The organism is Mesorhizobium sp. GW821-FHT04C10 (genome assembly GCF_059420305.1).
Map to the genome: position 1 here is coordinate 4,047,811 of NZ_JBWKTL010000001.1, position 14,320 is coordinate 4,062,130.

At 60.6% G+C, this 14,320-nt stretch carries 12 protein-coding genes and 2 tRNA genes; 10 read left to right on the forward strand and 4 right to left on the reverse strand.

Annotated elements, in window-relative coordinates; all coding sequences use genetic code 11:
* Positions 1 to 39 precede the first annotated feature (39 nt).
* The gene (locus AC07UC_RS19540) at positions 40 to 1,323 is read right to left on the reverse strand and encodes a ParB N-terminal domain-containing protein (RefSeq protein ID WP_494907098.1); all 1,284 of its coding nucleotides are present in this window, start codon (positions 1,321 to 1,323) and stop codon (positions 40 to 42) included.
* Between the two features lie 463 nt (positions 1,324 to 1,786).
* Here AC07UC_RS19540 and AC07UC_RS19545 point away from each other — a divergent pair, with 463 nt between their 5' ends.
* The 6 genes from AC07UC_RS19545 to AC07UC_RS19570 all read left to right on the forward strand — a co-directional run bounded on the left by AC07UC_RS19545 (position 1,787) and on the right by AC07UC_RS19570 (position 9,111).
* The gene (locus AC07UC_RS19545) at positions 1,787 to 2,410 is read left to right on the forward strand and encodes a recombinase family protein (RefSeq protein ID WP_494907099.1); all 624 of its coding nucleotides are present in this window, start codon (positions 1,787 to 1,789) and stop codon (positions 2,408 to 2,410) included.
* 326 nt (positions 2,411 to 2,736) lie between these two features.
* Positions 2,737 to 3,111, forward strand: a complete 375-nt coding sequence (locus tag AC07UC_RS19550; protein ID WP_494907100.1) for a hypothetical protein — start codon at positions 2,737 to 2,739, stop codon at positions 3,109 to 3,111.
* 901 nt (positions 3,112 to 4,012) lie between these two features.
* Positions 4,013 to 4,501, forward strand: coding sequence for a hypothetical protein (locus AC07UC_RS19555; protein ID WP_494907101.1), 489 nt, complete (start codon positions 4,013 to 4,015; stop codon positions 4,499 to 4,501).
* The gene (locus AC07UC_RS19560; protein WP_494907102.1) at positions 4,498 to 5,085 is read left to right on the forward strand and encodes a hypothetical protein; all 588 of its coding nucleotides are present in this window, start codon (positions 4,498 to 4,500) and stop codon (positions 5,083 to 5,085) included. Before AC07UC_RS19555 ends, AC07UC_RS19560 begins: the two co-directional genes overlap by 4 nt.
* Positions 5,086 to 5,099: 14 nt before the next feature.
* Positions 5,100 to 5,630, forward strand: a complete 531-nt coding sequence (gene rnhA, locus AC07UC_RS19565; protein ID WP_494907103.1) for a ribonuclease HI — start codon at positions 5,100 to 5,102, stop codon at positions 5,628 to 5,630.
* Positions 5,631 to 6,609: 979 nt separating this feature from the next.
* On the forward strand, positions 6,610 to 9,111 hold the full coding sequence (locus AC07UC_RS19570; RefSeq protein ID WP_494907104.1) for a hypothetical protein: 2,502 nt from the start codon (positions 6,610 to 6,612) through the stop codon (positions 9,109 to 9,111).
* Positions 9,112 to 9,168: 57 nt separating this feature from the next.
* On the opposite strand, the gene AC07UC_RS19575 is transcribed toward AC07UC_RS19570, so the two are convergent.
* Together AC07UC_RS19575 and AC07UC_RS19580 are read right to left on the reverse strand one after the other, a co-directional pair.
* Positions 9,169 to 10,527, reverse strand: coding sequence for a site-specific integrase (locus tag AC07UC_RS19575; RefSeq protein ID WP_494907105.1), 1,359 nt, complete (start codon positions 10,525 to 10,527; stop codon positions 9,169 to 9,171).
* Positions 10,528 to 10,626: 99 nt separating this feature from the next.
* Positions 10,627 to 10,701 (reverse strand) — tRNA-Asn (locus AC07UC_RS19580).
* A 222-nt stretch (positions 10,702 to 10,923) separates the two neighbouring features.
* On the opposite strand from AC07UC_RS19580, the gene AC07UC_RS19585 reads away from it, so the two are divergent.
* Positions 10,924 to 11,184 (forward strand): hypothetical protein, encoded by a 261-nt coding sequence (locus AC07UC_RS19585; RefSeq protein WP_140773120.1) that lies wholly within the window; start codon positions 10,924 to 10,926, stop codon positions 11,182 to 11,184.
* A 48-nt stretch (positions 11,185 to 11,232) separates the two neighbouring features.
* Here AC07UC_RS19585 and AC07UC_RS19590 read toward each other — a convergent pair whose 3' ends face one another.
* The gene (locus AC07UC_RS19590; protein ID WP_181179899.1) at positions 11,233 to 11,451 is read right to left on the reverse strand and encodes a hypothetical protein; all 219 of its coding nucleotides are present in this window, start codon (positions 11,449 to 11,451) and stop codon (positions 11,233 to 11,235) included.
* A gap of 265 nt (positions 11,452 to 11,716) precedes the next feature.
* Between AC07UC_RS19590 and AC07UC_RS19595 the strand changes: the two genes are divergently transcribed.
* The 3 genes from AC07UC_RS19595 to AC07UC_RS19605 all read left to right on the forward strand — a co-directional run bounded on the left by AC07UC_RS19595 (position 11,717) and on the right by AC07UC_RS19605 (position 14,110).
* Positions 11,717 to 11,790: transfer RNA gene (locus AC07UC_RS19595), tRNA-Cys, on the forward strand.
* A 91-nt stretch (positions 11,791 to 11,881) separates the two neighbouring features.
* A complete protein-coding gene (locus AC07UC_RS19600; RefSeq protein ID WP_140773122.1) occupies positions 11,882 to 12,550 on the forward strand; it encodes a protein-L-isoaspartate O-methyltransferase family protein in 669 nt (222 codons plus the stop codon).
* 183 nt (positions 12,551 to 12,733) lie between these two features.
* Complete coding sequence (locus AC07UC_RS19605; RefSeq protein ID WP_140773931.1) at positions 12,734 to 14,110, forward strand: TolC family outer membrane protein; 1,377 nt, start codon at positions 12,734 to 12,736, stop codon at positions 14,108 to 14,110.
* Positions 14,111 to 14,320 lie beyond the last annotated feature (210 nt).

Here is a 14,320-nt window from a genome sequence, read left to right on the forward strand (position 1 = left end):
TGCTTCGATGGGTCACTTTTACGGGTGATAGAAGTGGCATTATTCTTCATCACCTTCGATCTTCTTGCGCATATTGTCTCGCAGACCTCGCACAGTGGCAAACAAGTTGAGGGCCGCTTCAAAATGCGTTGGGTCTCCATTGTAAGACGCGTTCAGTCCTGCTGCCTTTTCTGCACTTCTGACGGCGTCATAAAGCGCGTCGACAAAACGACTAGACTTCGGGACGACCTCTTCGTATGCGGCATCGAGATTTCGTGACCGGACAAGCTCCGCCGTTGCAGTCGCGCTGGCGAGAACTTCCGCTATTCGATTGAGATCAGGATTTTGACTACGCAGCACCGGGGGCCGATCTGAACCCTGTCCATATAGCCATCCCATGAGTTCGATCAGTTGAGCGCGATGATCTGCCGGCACCGGGTTCTGCGGCACGACGTCAGATAGGTCGGACGTAAGGCCGAGATATTGTCGTACCGACGGACGTGCGATGGCCGTATAAAGATGGGAGAATGAAAAGCGTTTCGTTCCACGCTGCCCAATGTCAAAGCCCCACGAGACCGCTTGTTCTAGCACCCGCCAGCCGTCTACCAGACGACGTATCGTGTTATGATTATCACCAAGGGCACGGCTAACTTCGCTGAGAGAGCCTTGATCGTTCAGCCAGTCAACCGCAAATCTTGCCTTCGCATATGCGTCCCACTTGGCAGGGCCATTGACATGTTTGAAGCCGATGAATGAACGCGCCGCCTTGCGGTCTGGGACCCAACGCACCCTTATGGTCGCTGGCAACGGTTTGGCGTTGGGTATCTCGGGCAGGGTATAACCCACCTGTGCTCTCAGCCCCGGTGAAGCAATCAGCCTCAACGCCGCAAGCCGGCGGTTCCCCTCAAGAACGATGTTGCTTCCCCGTTCTACGATTAGTGGCTCGAAGTCCAACCATCCGGTAACCAAGATTGATCGGACAAGCTCGTCCACGTCGAAGCTGTCCTTCAGGTAGCGGACGGCATCAGGTTCCTCATGGAACGTCATCAACGGCATGCGCGGATTAACAGGATCAAATCTCAGATCAGCGGGGGCGACATCGCCTTCGCCGTCGTCAACTGGCGCATTAATCACTGCGGGTGCGGGAGTCCCGGTACCTGCATTTTCTTCTGCATCTTGCGAAGGCCCTTGGTCTCCGCCTTCCGTGTTTGCCATGCCTTTTCCCCTGCTTTGCCCGACGTGCTTATGGATGGCTTGGAGCCGTGCAATCCGCCACGGGAGTGGAGCCGCCTGCATCCCATGTTCGTCGCGGTTTTGCAATTCCCGCAAATAGTCGCCGTCCATAGCAGAAAGGCTCACTAAGCCGCTCAGTAGGGCCGTTTGAACGGCGCCGCGCCGTCCGTTTGTCGCTTGGCCGCTCCTCCGATATATCCAATCTCCAGGTCGAATGTTACGGGTGCACCCTTCGACAAAAAGGGCCGGCTCCCCGTTTCAAAAATACCAAAAAATCTGTCAGCCTGACATCGACCAGTGCGGAACCGTGAGGCCCCCCGTGGGGGTCCAGCCACTGGACGACAGCGCATGGTCTCCCTTTAGGCCGCACGATGTCATCGCCCCGCCGCCCGTTTCCTTCTGCCCCGATAGCCGGCGCGATGCTCGGAGGAGCTTCGTGATTCCGTCCACTTAGACCTTGCCCTAGTGGTACGCTCCGAGCGGCCTCAATCAGCGTTCAAATAGGGTGGATATTGACTTTTGGGACGCATCGTTCCACAAGGCTAATGAGGCTATTGGAACGGAAGGGCTTGCCATGACAGCGAACAGAACGAAGACCGCCACGGGTGAACAGCCGCCACGAGGGCAGCTAGTGGGTTATGCTCGGACCTCGACCACGGACCAGAAGGCGGGCCTTGCGGGGCAGCTTAGGGACCTTGAGGGCATCGGGTGCGACCGCATCTTTAGCGAAGAAGTGTCCTCGGTAGCGGCGGGGAAGCGGGGACAGCTAGAAGCGGCATTGGAATACGTCCGCCAGGGCGACACGTTCATCGTGACGAAGCTGGACCGTCTAGCGCGTTCGGTTGCGGACCTCGTGGCGATCACAGGCCGGCTCAACGGGAAAGGCGTCGGCCTCCGCATCCTCGCCATGAATCTCGACACGGGGACACCTACGGGGAAGCTCATGGTGAACCTATTGGGCTCCATTGCCGAGTTCGAGCGGGAGTTGATGCTTGAGAGGCAGCGAGACGGCATCGCCAAGGCAAAGGCAGATGGCAAGTACAAGGGCAGGGCACCGACAGCCCGGAACAAGGCCGAGGACATCTTGAGGCTTCGCGGGGAGGGGAAAACCGCCGAGGCGATAGCGGCAGAGACCGGGGTAGGGAGGACAAGCGTCTTCCGTGTCCTGAAGAACGCCCGCGACGGTGCCGAGGCGTAGCGGCCCCACCCGATCTTCTTGCCTCAATCTCAAAGGCCCTTGGTGCATCAACCGGGGGCCTTTTTCTGTTTGCCGCCTGCATAAGGCAGTCTGCGATGGTGCGACAAAGTGTCAAGAATGGTTTCCGTAGTGGGACCTTTCGGAGACCTCCGCAACCCTGCACCCTTTTAGCGACTGCTAAGCACTGTCTCGATGGTGGGAACAGTTTTGCGTGAGATAGTCCCACCACCGAGACGGTCCCTATAGTGGGATAACTATCTGCTTTTAAACATTAATTCAGTCTGCAAAGGTTGGCGCGTCGATCGCTCACGCACTGGAGATTTTCTATGCAGACCACAGCCGAAACCGCCCGCTCAACCATCAAGACGCTGGATGCGTTCAAAGCGTCGTTGGAGATGTTGATAGCGGCAGATGATGCCTACTACGGAGCCGCCGCCGCCAACGGCCTGACCGCCGATGTCCTGACCGCACTATCGTGCCTTCGCGCTGCCGACGACTTCCTACTGCAAGCCTCAATGAGCGTTGCCACGGGGGCGGGGATTGCCTCTCCAGAGGTTCTTGACCCCTTCCGATGGGCTGTCATGAAGATTGCCGAGTTCAACGCCATGCTGCCGGAAGACCTTCGCGGCGATCTGTCCGCAGATTGCTTCCGCCACGGGCATGGCAAACGGCGCGTGAACGGAAACTTTTCCGCCCGGTGAGGTGACGCAAAAACCGTGCGCCGCATCAGGGGATACATAGCTAGTCGGGGGCTCGGCAAAACGTCCGGGCCTTCGTCACATCGTGCGCAAAAAAGTTTGGGCACAGTTTTGGGCACAATAAGTCCGCAACCCGTTGGACCGCATGGGTCCGCACGGGATGTCTGAAAATGTGTGTGTTATCCTATTGAACATGCTGCGTTTTTCCGGTTGACGCCAACGGATACAACGTCCATATTGGGTCTACGGAGCGCAGAGCCGCTCCCATCGCCTACCCGAGCGGCGGAGACCGAAAGGTCCGGGGCCGCTGAACCCAAGTGTTCGACAAGCCTCCGCATTCGAGGCCCCGCCGATCTTCCGGCGGATCAACCAATATCTCCCCAAATTTACCAAGGCGGGACCGCCCCCGCTTCCACGTCGCCTATGCGCCGGTTCAGGAGACACAAAGGGACAAGCGGAACCGGCCAGAGGCCGGACTGATCGGGACAGGCCCGACAGGAGGAAACCGCAAGTCGGCGGTGGCGTAGGTACGACCTAGCCATTCATGCGTCCGGCCATGGGATGAACCCTACACGGCGCACCGCACAGGGGGCTACCAGCCCCCAATTACTGCGTATCCGACCAATCGAGCGTCGTGTGCGCGTTCTTTCAACCTTCCGCCACTGTGCGTCTAGAGGCGGATACCAAGCCCATTAGGAGCTCATTTGACCAGCACAGAATCCCAAGGCGGCGCATGACGGGTAGAACTTGCCGTGTTCCCCATTGCGGAGCACCAGCATCCTCGCGTTTCTCACAGCACTGCCGCCACCACAAATCCACCAACCGCCGACAAGGAGACCCCACACAGAAAGCCATTGCGGTAGCAGAACTCAAACCCTTCATCGACCGCGTGCGGGCTCGCATATTGAAGAATGGAGATAGCCCGCTCTGGGATCATCTCGACGCCCTTTGGGGCACCATCGTCGCCGAGGCGAGGACCGAAGCCTCTCGTTGTGTCGGCAATCGGTATGAGCGCAGCGCCGCTCATGAACTACTCAACATTGATGCCGACAACGAGCCACGCAAGATCGTCATCACCACGCTCGCAATGTTTATCTTATGGCGTGACATGCCGTGGCGCTTTCGTTCGGACAGCGCCTTTCGCCTGCAACTGGTCCGCCGCGTTCGTGCGCTCACCAGCCGCCATACTGGCCAGATGTACGACCAACGCACGGGAAAGCAGAAGTACTTCTATCGGGAGATGACGCCGAAAGCCGGCGGCATCATCGGTCAGAAGCTGTCACGCGCGTTTGGTGCCGCCGGGCTCCAGCTGGCTCTTCTGGACGAACGAGACCGGGAGGAGGCACGCGAGGGGCGCGAAGCAATAGCAACTGCAATCAAGGAACTGAAATGAACACCGATCACAACCCTGACCTCGCCGCCAAGATTGCGGCCGAGAATGACTACCGCATTCTGGAGGTCGCCTCCGCAAAGGCAAAGGTCCTTGCTCTTCTCCTAAGGGGCGGGCGGAAAGCTGATCCAAATGTCGAGAAGCCTTTGGCGCTTGCTAAGGAGTTGTCGGCTTGGCTGGCCGCCGTCCATGCCCGTTATTCCAAGCGACAAAGGGTCCTGGACGACTTCAGGGAACCGGAGGCGCTGGCAGACGACATCGACCTCCCAGCACTGCTCACAGCCGTGGGGCGGGATGTCCGCTATCTGCAAAATCTGACGCGCGGGGGAATGGGCATGAACCCGAACGTGGTCACGCCGATTCTCACTCTGTCGGCGCTAATCGACAAGATGGAAATGCTACAGGCCCGGTGGCCGGAACTCCAAAGCATCGAAGCCACCCCAATCACGCCGGTTCGTCGCCCAAGGGGATCCCGGATGGTCGATGAAATGTTGGCCGCTGGCGAGGTGAATTTCTGTCGAGATGGGACCGACCACAATCCCCTCGGTTTGCTCATCGCCGCCGACCGTCGCCGCCTTGGATACTGATCGCTAGAACCACTATGACCAACGAAAGGAAAACCTTGCACACATCTGACTGGCTCCCCGAGGGCCGACATATACTGATCCACTTTGACGGGTCCTGCTCCGGCAATCCCGGCCCCGGTGGATACGCCGCTGTGCTTCGTCGCATGGAGGGCACTGCCGAACTCAAGCGAAGGACCGTCCGAGGGCACGAGGCCGAACCGACCACCAATGTCCGAATGGAGATGACAGCCGCAGCAGCCGCGCTTGAGGCGATCAAGTCGGGGGAGGCGGACCCCATCGTCATCTATGGCGACAATAGCTTAGTTACGAAGGGTATGACCGAATGGGTTCTGAACTGGCCCAAGAAAGGGTGGAAGGCATCAGACGGCAAGCCCGTTGCTAACCGCGATTTGTGGCAACGTCTCCTAGCCGCCTCGGAAGGAAAGGTTATCGAGTGGCGATGGGTGAAGGGCCACGCCGGACATAAGCACAACGAGGAGGTTGACCGCCTCGCTCGGGCCGAGATGGAGAAGGCTCGGGCTTTGTCATTCGGTTTTGCCTCATGACGGCGCGGACGCCAAAGGCTTATAGCCACGTCCTCGGTGAGGTTCGGGACGACAACGGCAAGTGGCATACCGGTTGGTTACCCTATGGACACCTCGCCAAGCTGATAGGGACCAGCACGGCAGACCTTTTGCGGCGGCTTGCGCTGCTCGGTATGGTGGAAGCCCGTGGCGGGCGCCACAGGTTGACGCCGTGGGCGAGAACCAGAAGTTACGGCACCATCTACCGGAGGCGAGCTAGGGGCGTTGTTCCCACTCTTGCCATGGACGTGATCCTTCCCGAGGGAATGGTCCTCTTGGTTCAGAATCTCGAAGCCACTAACATACCACTTACGGAGGCCGAGAGGTTGGTCGGACAGGGCCACTCACTTTCCACCGTGGCAGCACATCTCGGGATCAGCAAACAGGCTACTCACAAGCGACTAAAGGCTCTTCCGCCTCGGTTGAAGAATTGGCCGGTTGTGGGAACGTGGGCCGCTGAAGTCGGAGCGGACAACGACAACTCCGTAAACCTCTCCGTCTCCGCCGCCTGACCTTCAAAAGCCGCTCAAAGCCTTATACCGTAGGGGTTTTGCGTCAACCACTCCGCTATTACTATAGTGGACGCTAGTTGCCGTCCCTTCGGGCCTACCTCGACGGCGGACCTCCCCCCGGCATCCAAGGGCGAAGCCCTATATAGACAGCACCCCATTATCTGCGTCTCGCTCTCTGGGAATAAGTTCCCGAGACAGCCGTAATGCGTAGGGCTTAGTCAGACGGGGACGGAGTTCGCACCTTCGTCCAAGCCGACACTCAAGCACTTTCCACACACCTTCCCTCGGGCTTGGTGTCGTGGGCTGTCTATCGCTGGGGCGAAGTCGCGCCGCCGTAGGTCGTCAGATCAAGGGGCTCCCGTGTGCCCATGATCCACCGGTCTGGTCCCCCGTCTTTCAGACGGCCCAGACGTTCCCTCATCAACATCACCAATCCGAAAGGAACTAGTATGGCCAACGGCCTCTTTGGGACGGGTGCGCAGATTGCGCCCCTCCGTCAAACCGCAATCCAACCCGCAGGCATCCCCGGTAGCACCTTTGTTCGCCCACAGGAGCGACAGGTCGGGGGCAACCTTCGTGCCCTTGCCGAGGCTCTGGGGGGCCTAAACGGCGTACTCCAGAGCTTCGCCAACGTGCAGACGCAAAAGGAGACCGATCCGAAGTCTCGCGAGAACGAGGAGTGGGTTGCACGGCGTCAGCAGATGACCGCCGAACAGCTTCGCGAGGAAGCCCGCAACGGCACCCCGGACGGCGTTCGTGTCCGCGAGGACGCGCTCAACACCCTGCTCGGGGAGCGGGCCAACGACGACTTCCGCAAGAAATGGCTGGAGTATTACAACACCGACTTCGACCGGACCTCCGGCAACGCCGATGCAGAGTATCAGCGGATGCGGCAGGAGTACGCCGATGCGCTCCCGAACGACATCGCCAAGGGCAACTTCTTCCGCCTGACCGGGGAACATCACCGGGCGTGGGTGGAGAAGGACACCGAGGACAAGGTGGAGTTCGCCAAGCAACAGGTGAACACGACCGTCATCGACAGCTTCCGCAACTCGGTGGACGACGCCCGCAACGGCGGCAAGGACGCCAAGGCAGCAGCCCAGATCGTCTTCGCCAAGTCGGCCTCGAACCGGGACTTCCTCGGGCTCTCCGGTCAGGAGCAGAACGATACGGTCTTCCGGCTGGCCGAGGAGTATGCCCTCAACGGCGACGAGGACATGGCGCGGGCTCTGCTCGAAGGCACCCGCACGGGCGCTGACGGGCGCAAGCTGCCACCCATCGCAAAGATCGCCGGCTACACCGACAAGGCTATCCGGCTGCTCGAACAGGCCGGCAATCAGCGAGACAAGAAGGTCCGGGAGGACGGTCTTAACTCGTTCATGGAGGACGACGACCTCATTCTCCGGGGTGCGTTCACACTCCAGGAAGCCAAGAAGCGCAAAGGCACCGGCCTCTACAACGACGCGCAGTTGGCCTCGATGGTCGATCAGTCCAACAAAAACCGAGAGTTGATGGAGCGCAAGGCCGCAGAGGAGGCCCGGAAGCGTGAACTTCGTGTGCGGTCAGAACGCGAGGAGCAGCAGGTCTATTCCCAAGCGTATGCCGCGATGGGCCGCCTAGGCGGAGTGAACCGCATCCGCGACACCGACATTTCCAGCACCACGGGCGAAGGCACCCGGACGCTCTCCAGGCAGGCCATCATCGACCATGTGGTGGACATGAAGGAGGACGAGTTCAACGAGCAACAGGAGACCCTCGTCGCCCAAGGCATGGACGCGAAAGCTGCCAAGGCACAGGTGGACAGGCTCCGCGTCGATTGGTTCGCCGGCAACAAGCTGGTCAACGATGGTTGGCAAAACACCCTCAACGGGATCGCCGGTCGCGCCACCACGGACACGCTCCTCCAGAAGGGCGAAGTGTCCGAGTACATGAAGCAGAGCGTGGCCCTCTACCGGCAGCTTAAGTCGGTCAACCCGGCCTACCTCTCCACGCTCCTGTCGGACAAGTCGTCCCGTGAGTTCCTCGAAGCCTACGACACTGCCGTAACCCATCGGCGGATGCCGGAGGACGAGGCGCTCCTGTACGCGGCGCAGTGGACGGCCAAGCCGGAGGCCGAGAAGTCCCGGACCCTTCTTCCGTACGACAAGGCGGACAAGCTGGCGACAAGCACCCTGTCGTCCCTCGGGCTCGACAGCCGCAACGCCAACTACAGCTACGCCATGAGCCGGATCGAGGAAATGTCCCGCAACGGGGCGACGGACAAGGAGATCAAGGCCAACCTTGAGAAGGAAATCCTCGACACCGCCGCACCTGTCAACGGCGTCCTCGTGTTCGCCAACAACGACCTGCCGGACGACTTCCCGGACCTCATGCAAGTCGAGATCGACAAGCGGTTCAAGGACCTCGGGGCCAAGTACGGCATCACCGATGCCTCGGACCTCTACATTGCCTCGGACGGCTCGGAGAGCAAATGGTACGTGATGAGCAAGTCCCTCCGTATGCCCATCGGCACCGCGCCAATCACCGGCAGTTCCCTTGAGGGCACCCGAACCGAGCGCCGAAAGGCTCACGAGGCGGAAGTCCGGAAGATGGCCGAAGCCAAGGACAACGAGCGGGCCGAGTACAAGCGCAAGTACGACGCGCAGATCGCCGGAGAGCGTGAGCGTATCCAGTATTGGCGCGATCAGGCGGCAAAGCGGAAAGGCACGAGCAAGTCCGTCGCCGGCTTCATGGCCGACAAGCTCCAGTCGAACCTAGACGAGCGGCTACGCTCCGACAGCGGCGAGTTCCAAGCCAAGCGCCGGGAACTGGAAGGCCGGATCAAGAAGGCTCGGGATGCAGACAAGGCCGCGCAGCAGAAGCGCCTCGACTGGCTCAAGTCCCTCATCCCCGAAGTCCAGATCGGCAACACCACCGTCATCGACGGCTGGAACGTCAACAGAGACCGATAACACCTAGTGGCCCCGCTTGGAGACGCTTACGCGCTTTGGGCGGGGCCTGTTTTCCGGCTAAGCCGCTTTCTTGACGCCAGCCAGGGCGGCTTTCAATGCCCTAGCGGCGACCACGAGCCGCGCCTCGTCGCCACCGTAGTCCTCCCCGACGCTGCCGGAGGAATGGCCGAGGACGATGTCTTGGTCTGACTTTGTCACGCCCGCCAATCGCAGCCGGTCTTTCATGAGGTGGCGTAGCGAGTGTGTGGTGACTTTGGTGTCACTGACCGTGGCCCGCACATGCTTGCCTAAAGCGGCAGAGGCGGACGCAGGGCCACCGCTACGACCATATGCGGGGAAGAGTAGGGTCTGACCCTTTGCTGCTGCTACGGCCTCTGTGGCCGCCGTAAGGGCCATGCCTATCAACGGCACCGCACGGCGTGAAACCATGTTCTTGATACGGCGCTCGTCGTGCCACTCGACCACGATATGCGGAATAGCATGGTCAAGGTGAACGTCCGAAACCCGCAGGCCCGCCACCTCGGCAAGACGGCATCCTGTCCCCTCCAGCATCTGCCAAATCTGCCGGAGATCGCTTTTAGCGCGGGCTTCAATGCGCCGATTGGTGGCCTCCAGTTCCTTCGGGGCGAAGGGGCGGCGCTTATCGCGGTCAGGTTCCGCCTCGTCCTTCTTGCCGACCTCAAGGTGCATGAACGGGTTAACTAAGTCGGTAAGGTCAAACTCGCGGATTGCATGATTGAGCGCGGCTCGGACCACGTTTAAATATCGGTCCACGGATGACGCCTTGCGGCCGTCTGCCATGTGATCCCGAACTTCTTTCGCGTCCTGCCGCTTGAGGCTTCGAAGCGTCCGGTCCCCTCCGAGGGCCTCGCTGACGAAAGTGAAAACCCTAGCCAGTTCCAATTTCTTCTTGCCGTCGTCGCCCACTATCTCTTTGAGATACAGCTTCCGGGCATCCTCGACCGTTGGCTCGGGGCGGGGGACGTTGCCCTTCTTGGACAACATAGCCAGCGCCATGGCTTGCACCTCCGGGACGCCGACAGGTTCGCCAGTCTCGGGGTGTTCGGTGAACGCCGAGAGATAGCTTTCGCGGAGAATCTCTGTGGCTTCGGGGCTTCCGCCCGGAAAGGTGCGACTGCCGAGGGTTGCGGACGCCTGTGCAAGTTCCAACGCCTCGCGGTAGATTTCCATCGGCGTGACAGCTTTTGCGTCGGTTCCGTTGCTCCGCCTGCGGAGGACAGCCGCAACGTACCTCTCAAACTCCAGATTGACCTTGGGCCAGTTCCGCGCGGCCTCTTTCTCTGTTGAGCCCAACAGGCGTTTGAATTCGCCTCGTCCCGATGCCTCAGCCACTGCCTTTGGAAGTCGTCTGCGATAATGCCAAGTCCCTGCCTTGGTAGGCACGATGTATTTCAAAATTAGCCCCATTGTGGGCCTCCCGTGTACCGGAATGTGTACCGGAGGGAGCACCTAGCGACTGAAATTATTGGCAAATATGGCTTTGCACAAGCAAATTGGCTCCCCGGGCCGGATTCGAACCAGCGACCAACCGGTTAACAGCCGGTTGCTCTACCACTGAGCTACCGGGGAACGGAGGCTCTTTCAGCAAGTGGCGCAGCCTATAGCAAACCCCTTTCGGCTTTGCAAAGAAGCATTTCGTATTTTTCCGAGACTTTTTCGCGCGGCGGTTTCTCGCAATCGATGGTGTCCGCCCTCATATTAGCCGTCTTGGCGACGGGCGCGGAACCGATAGGGCGGTCGCGGCTTTCGTAAACTGACATTATCGAGCCACCAGATGGGCAGCCATTCGCGATGACGGCAGCAGACGAAAACCGGATACCGGCACGAAAGATCTCGATTTTCGGGCGCGAGTTCACCATGCCGCAGTCGCGGGGCCTCAGAATCACGATCGGTGTTCTTTTGACCATGGGCGGCATTCTCGGGTTTCTGCCGATTCTTGGCTTCTGGATGGTTCCGATCGGACTGCTGGTGCTTTCTTATGAATTCGCCATGGTGCGGCGCCATCGTCGTCGCCTCGTCGTGTGGTGGGAGCGGCGGCGGCGTCCGGACTGAACGACGGTCACCGAGCCGCGTCCTTGACCGGGCCGACCTGCCGGCGCGTCATGCCCTTGTTCGGGTTTCGGATTTTCGCGAATCCGCTTGCCGGTCCGCACTTCTTTCCAGGTCCTCGCGGATTTCCCTGAGAATGGCGGCAGCCGAGGCGAGGCGCGCGCGGTCACGCGGCGAGAGCTTGGCGGCGCCGTCTATCGCAAGGCAGTCGATGGCATGCCGCAGCAACTCCTCGCACACCGATCGCGACAAGCCGTCCCAGGCGTTCATTGCGTTGTTGTTCGGGGCGTTGTTCGGCTTGCAGGCAGCATGGAACAGTCCTCCCGTTTCTCAACGACGGCCGGGGGCGTGGAGTTTCGCGTGATCTGCTGTTATACCTAATGCCGTGCTAATATGCGTCGTGATCACCGTGGCCGCGACGCCCGATGTGGGGGTAAGGATTCATTCAGAGGAAACCGCGAGGAATGCATGGAGGCCGCTTGACGCCATTTTCGCCGCAACCTATTGGAACCGGGTGGAACGCCGGGAGCAATGAGGCCTCGTGGCGGAGTGGTTACGCAGAGGACTGCAAATCCTTGCACCCCGGTTCGATTCCGGGCGAGGCCTCCAATGCCCCAGGCTCCCGCGCAAAAGCGCCGGGGCCTGAAGTTCCAGTCGAAATGAGCCGCGTTTTCGACGCGGCAAGCGGATTGGTTGGAACATGAGCGCTGATTTCTCCGAGCTTCGCGTCAAGATGGTCGACGGTCAGGTTCGCACCACCGACGTGACCAGCGCCCCGTTGCTGGAAGCCTTGCTTTCCGTGCCGCGCGAGCTCTTCGTCGGCGACCGACAGCGCGATCTCGCCTATATCGATGAGGACATCCGCATCGGCGGCGGCGCCGATGGCGCGCGCTATCTCATGGAAGCATCACCGCTGGCCAAGCTGATGCAACTGGCCGAGATCAACCCGACCGATTCGGCGCTCGATGTCGGCAGCGGCAGCGGCTATGCCTCGGCCATCCTGTCGCGGCTGGCGAGATCCGTCGTTGCGCTCGAAAGCGATTCGGTGCTGGCGCAAATGGCGGAGTCGACCCTTTCCGGCCTGGGCTGCGGCAATGTGACCGTGGTCCAGGGCGCGCTGGCGCAAGGTCATGCGGCCAAGGCACCCTATGACGTCATCTTCATCGGCGGCAGCGTCGAGAAAGTGCCGGCGCCGCTGCTCGATCAGCTCGCCGATGGTGGCCGACTCGTCGCGGTCGAAGGGCAGGGCAATTCCGGCGTGGCGCGACTTTTTTTCAAGGCTGGGGGGGTTGTAACCGGGAGACGGGCATTTAATGCGGCAATTAAGCCACTACCCGGATTCGAACGTGAGCATGCTTTCGAATTCTGAATGGTTTGGCCTTGCAGCAAAGGCTTTGTCATGGTCGCTTGCATTTGAACAATCGTTGCTGATCCCGGACTGGGGGCACTTTGGGACCGAGCGACAGGGAACATCGAAACACGTCACTCCGGCTACTCCTGTGAGAAGCTGGCGCGGCGCGGTTCCCATGGAAAACGAATGAGGGATATACCCGTGCCGTCTGTATCCAAGACCCTTTTTGCCGCTGTCCTTGTTTCCGCGACCGCGCTGTCTCCACTGACCGCCTCCGCGGAAACCATCACCGGCGCGCTCGCCAAGGCCTATCAGAATAATTCCTCGCTGAATGCGTCCCGCGCCGGCGTGCGCGTCACCGATGAAGGCGTGGCCATCGCCAAGTCCGGCTGGCGCCCAACCATCGCCGGATCCGCCGACGCCAATTATGTGAACACGCGCGCCAGCGGCGCCAACAGCAAGACGTCGTCGGCCAGCGTCGGCATCACCATCAACCAGACCCTGTTCGACGGCTTTCAGACCAGGAACAATGTGGCGGCCGCGGAATCCCAGGTGAAGGCGTCGGTGGAGAGCCTGCGCAATACCGAAGAGAACACGCTGTTCAGTGCGGCCACGGCCTATATGGATGTGATCCGCGATCGGCAGATCGCCGTGCTGACCGAACAGAACCTGCAGTTCCTGACCGAGCAGGCGCGCGCCGCGCGCTCGCGTTTCGAGGTTGGCGAGGGCACGCGCACCGATGTCGCCCAGGCCGACGCGTCGCGCGCCTCGGCGGTGGCCTCGCTCAGTGCCGCCCGTGCGCAGGCGTTGGCCAGCGCTGCAACCTATCACCAGGTCGTCGGCGACGAGCCAGGCAAGCTCAAGCCCGCTTCGCCATTGGGGAAACTGTTGCCGGCGAGCCTCAATTCGGCGATTGCAATTGGTTCGGCCGAACATCCGGCTATCCTCGCGACCCAGCATCTGGTCGACGCGGCCGCGTTTTCGGTGAAGTCGGCGGAAGGCGCGCTGTTGCCGCAGCTTTCCGCATCGGCCGGCATCTCGGATGACTATCTCAATCGCAATCCGAACGTCGGAACGAACGGCAATTCGACGTCGGCCAATATCGGCGCGACGCTGACCATTCCGATCTATTCTGGCGGGCGGACATCGGCGGTGGTGCGGCAGAACAAGGAATCGCTTGGCGAGGCCCGCATCCAGGTCGATGTCAGCCGTGACCAGGTGCGTCAGGCCGTCGCCACCGCATGGTCGCAGTACACCGCCGCCCAACAGAGCGTCTCCGCCAACAAGCAGGTGATCGATGCCGCGCAACTGGCGCTGAACGGCGTTATCGAGGAGCGCAATGTCGGCCAACGCACCACGCTCGACGTGCTCAACGCGCAGGCCGCCGTCATCACCGCCAAGATCAACCAGGCCAATTCCGAACACGATGTGGTCGTGGCAAGCTATGCCATCCTGTCGGCGATGGGCCGCCTGTCGGTCGACCGGCTCGGCTTGCCGGTGACCAAGTACAAGCCCGAAGAGCACTACAACGCCGTCAAGGACAAGTGGATCGGCGTGCGGACGCCGGATGGCCGCTAAGGCCATCGGCTGGAATTCTCGCTTTCTGCCAGGACGGGATTTTTTTAAAAACCCGTCCAGCTTTTTTCGGCTTCACGCTCTAATCTGTTGAAATCCCACGTGTCCCCAGATTGGGGATTCTCGTTCGGCGATCCGTCGGTTACGCTGTCGCCATGATTCGAATCCGGCTTTGCCGGAGTGGAAGTCTGCAGGGTCACCAGGGCGGCGGAA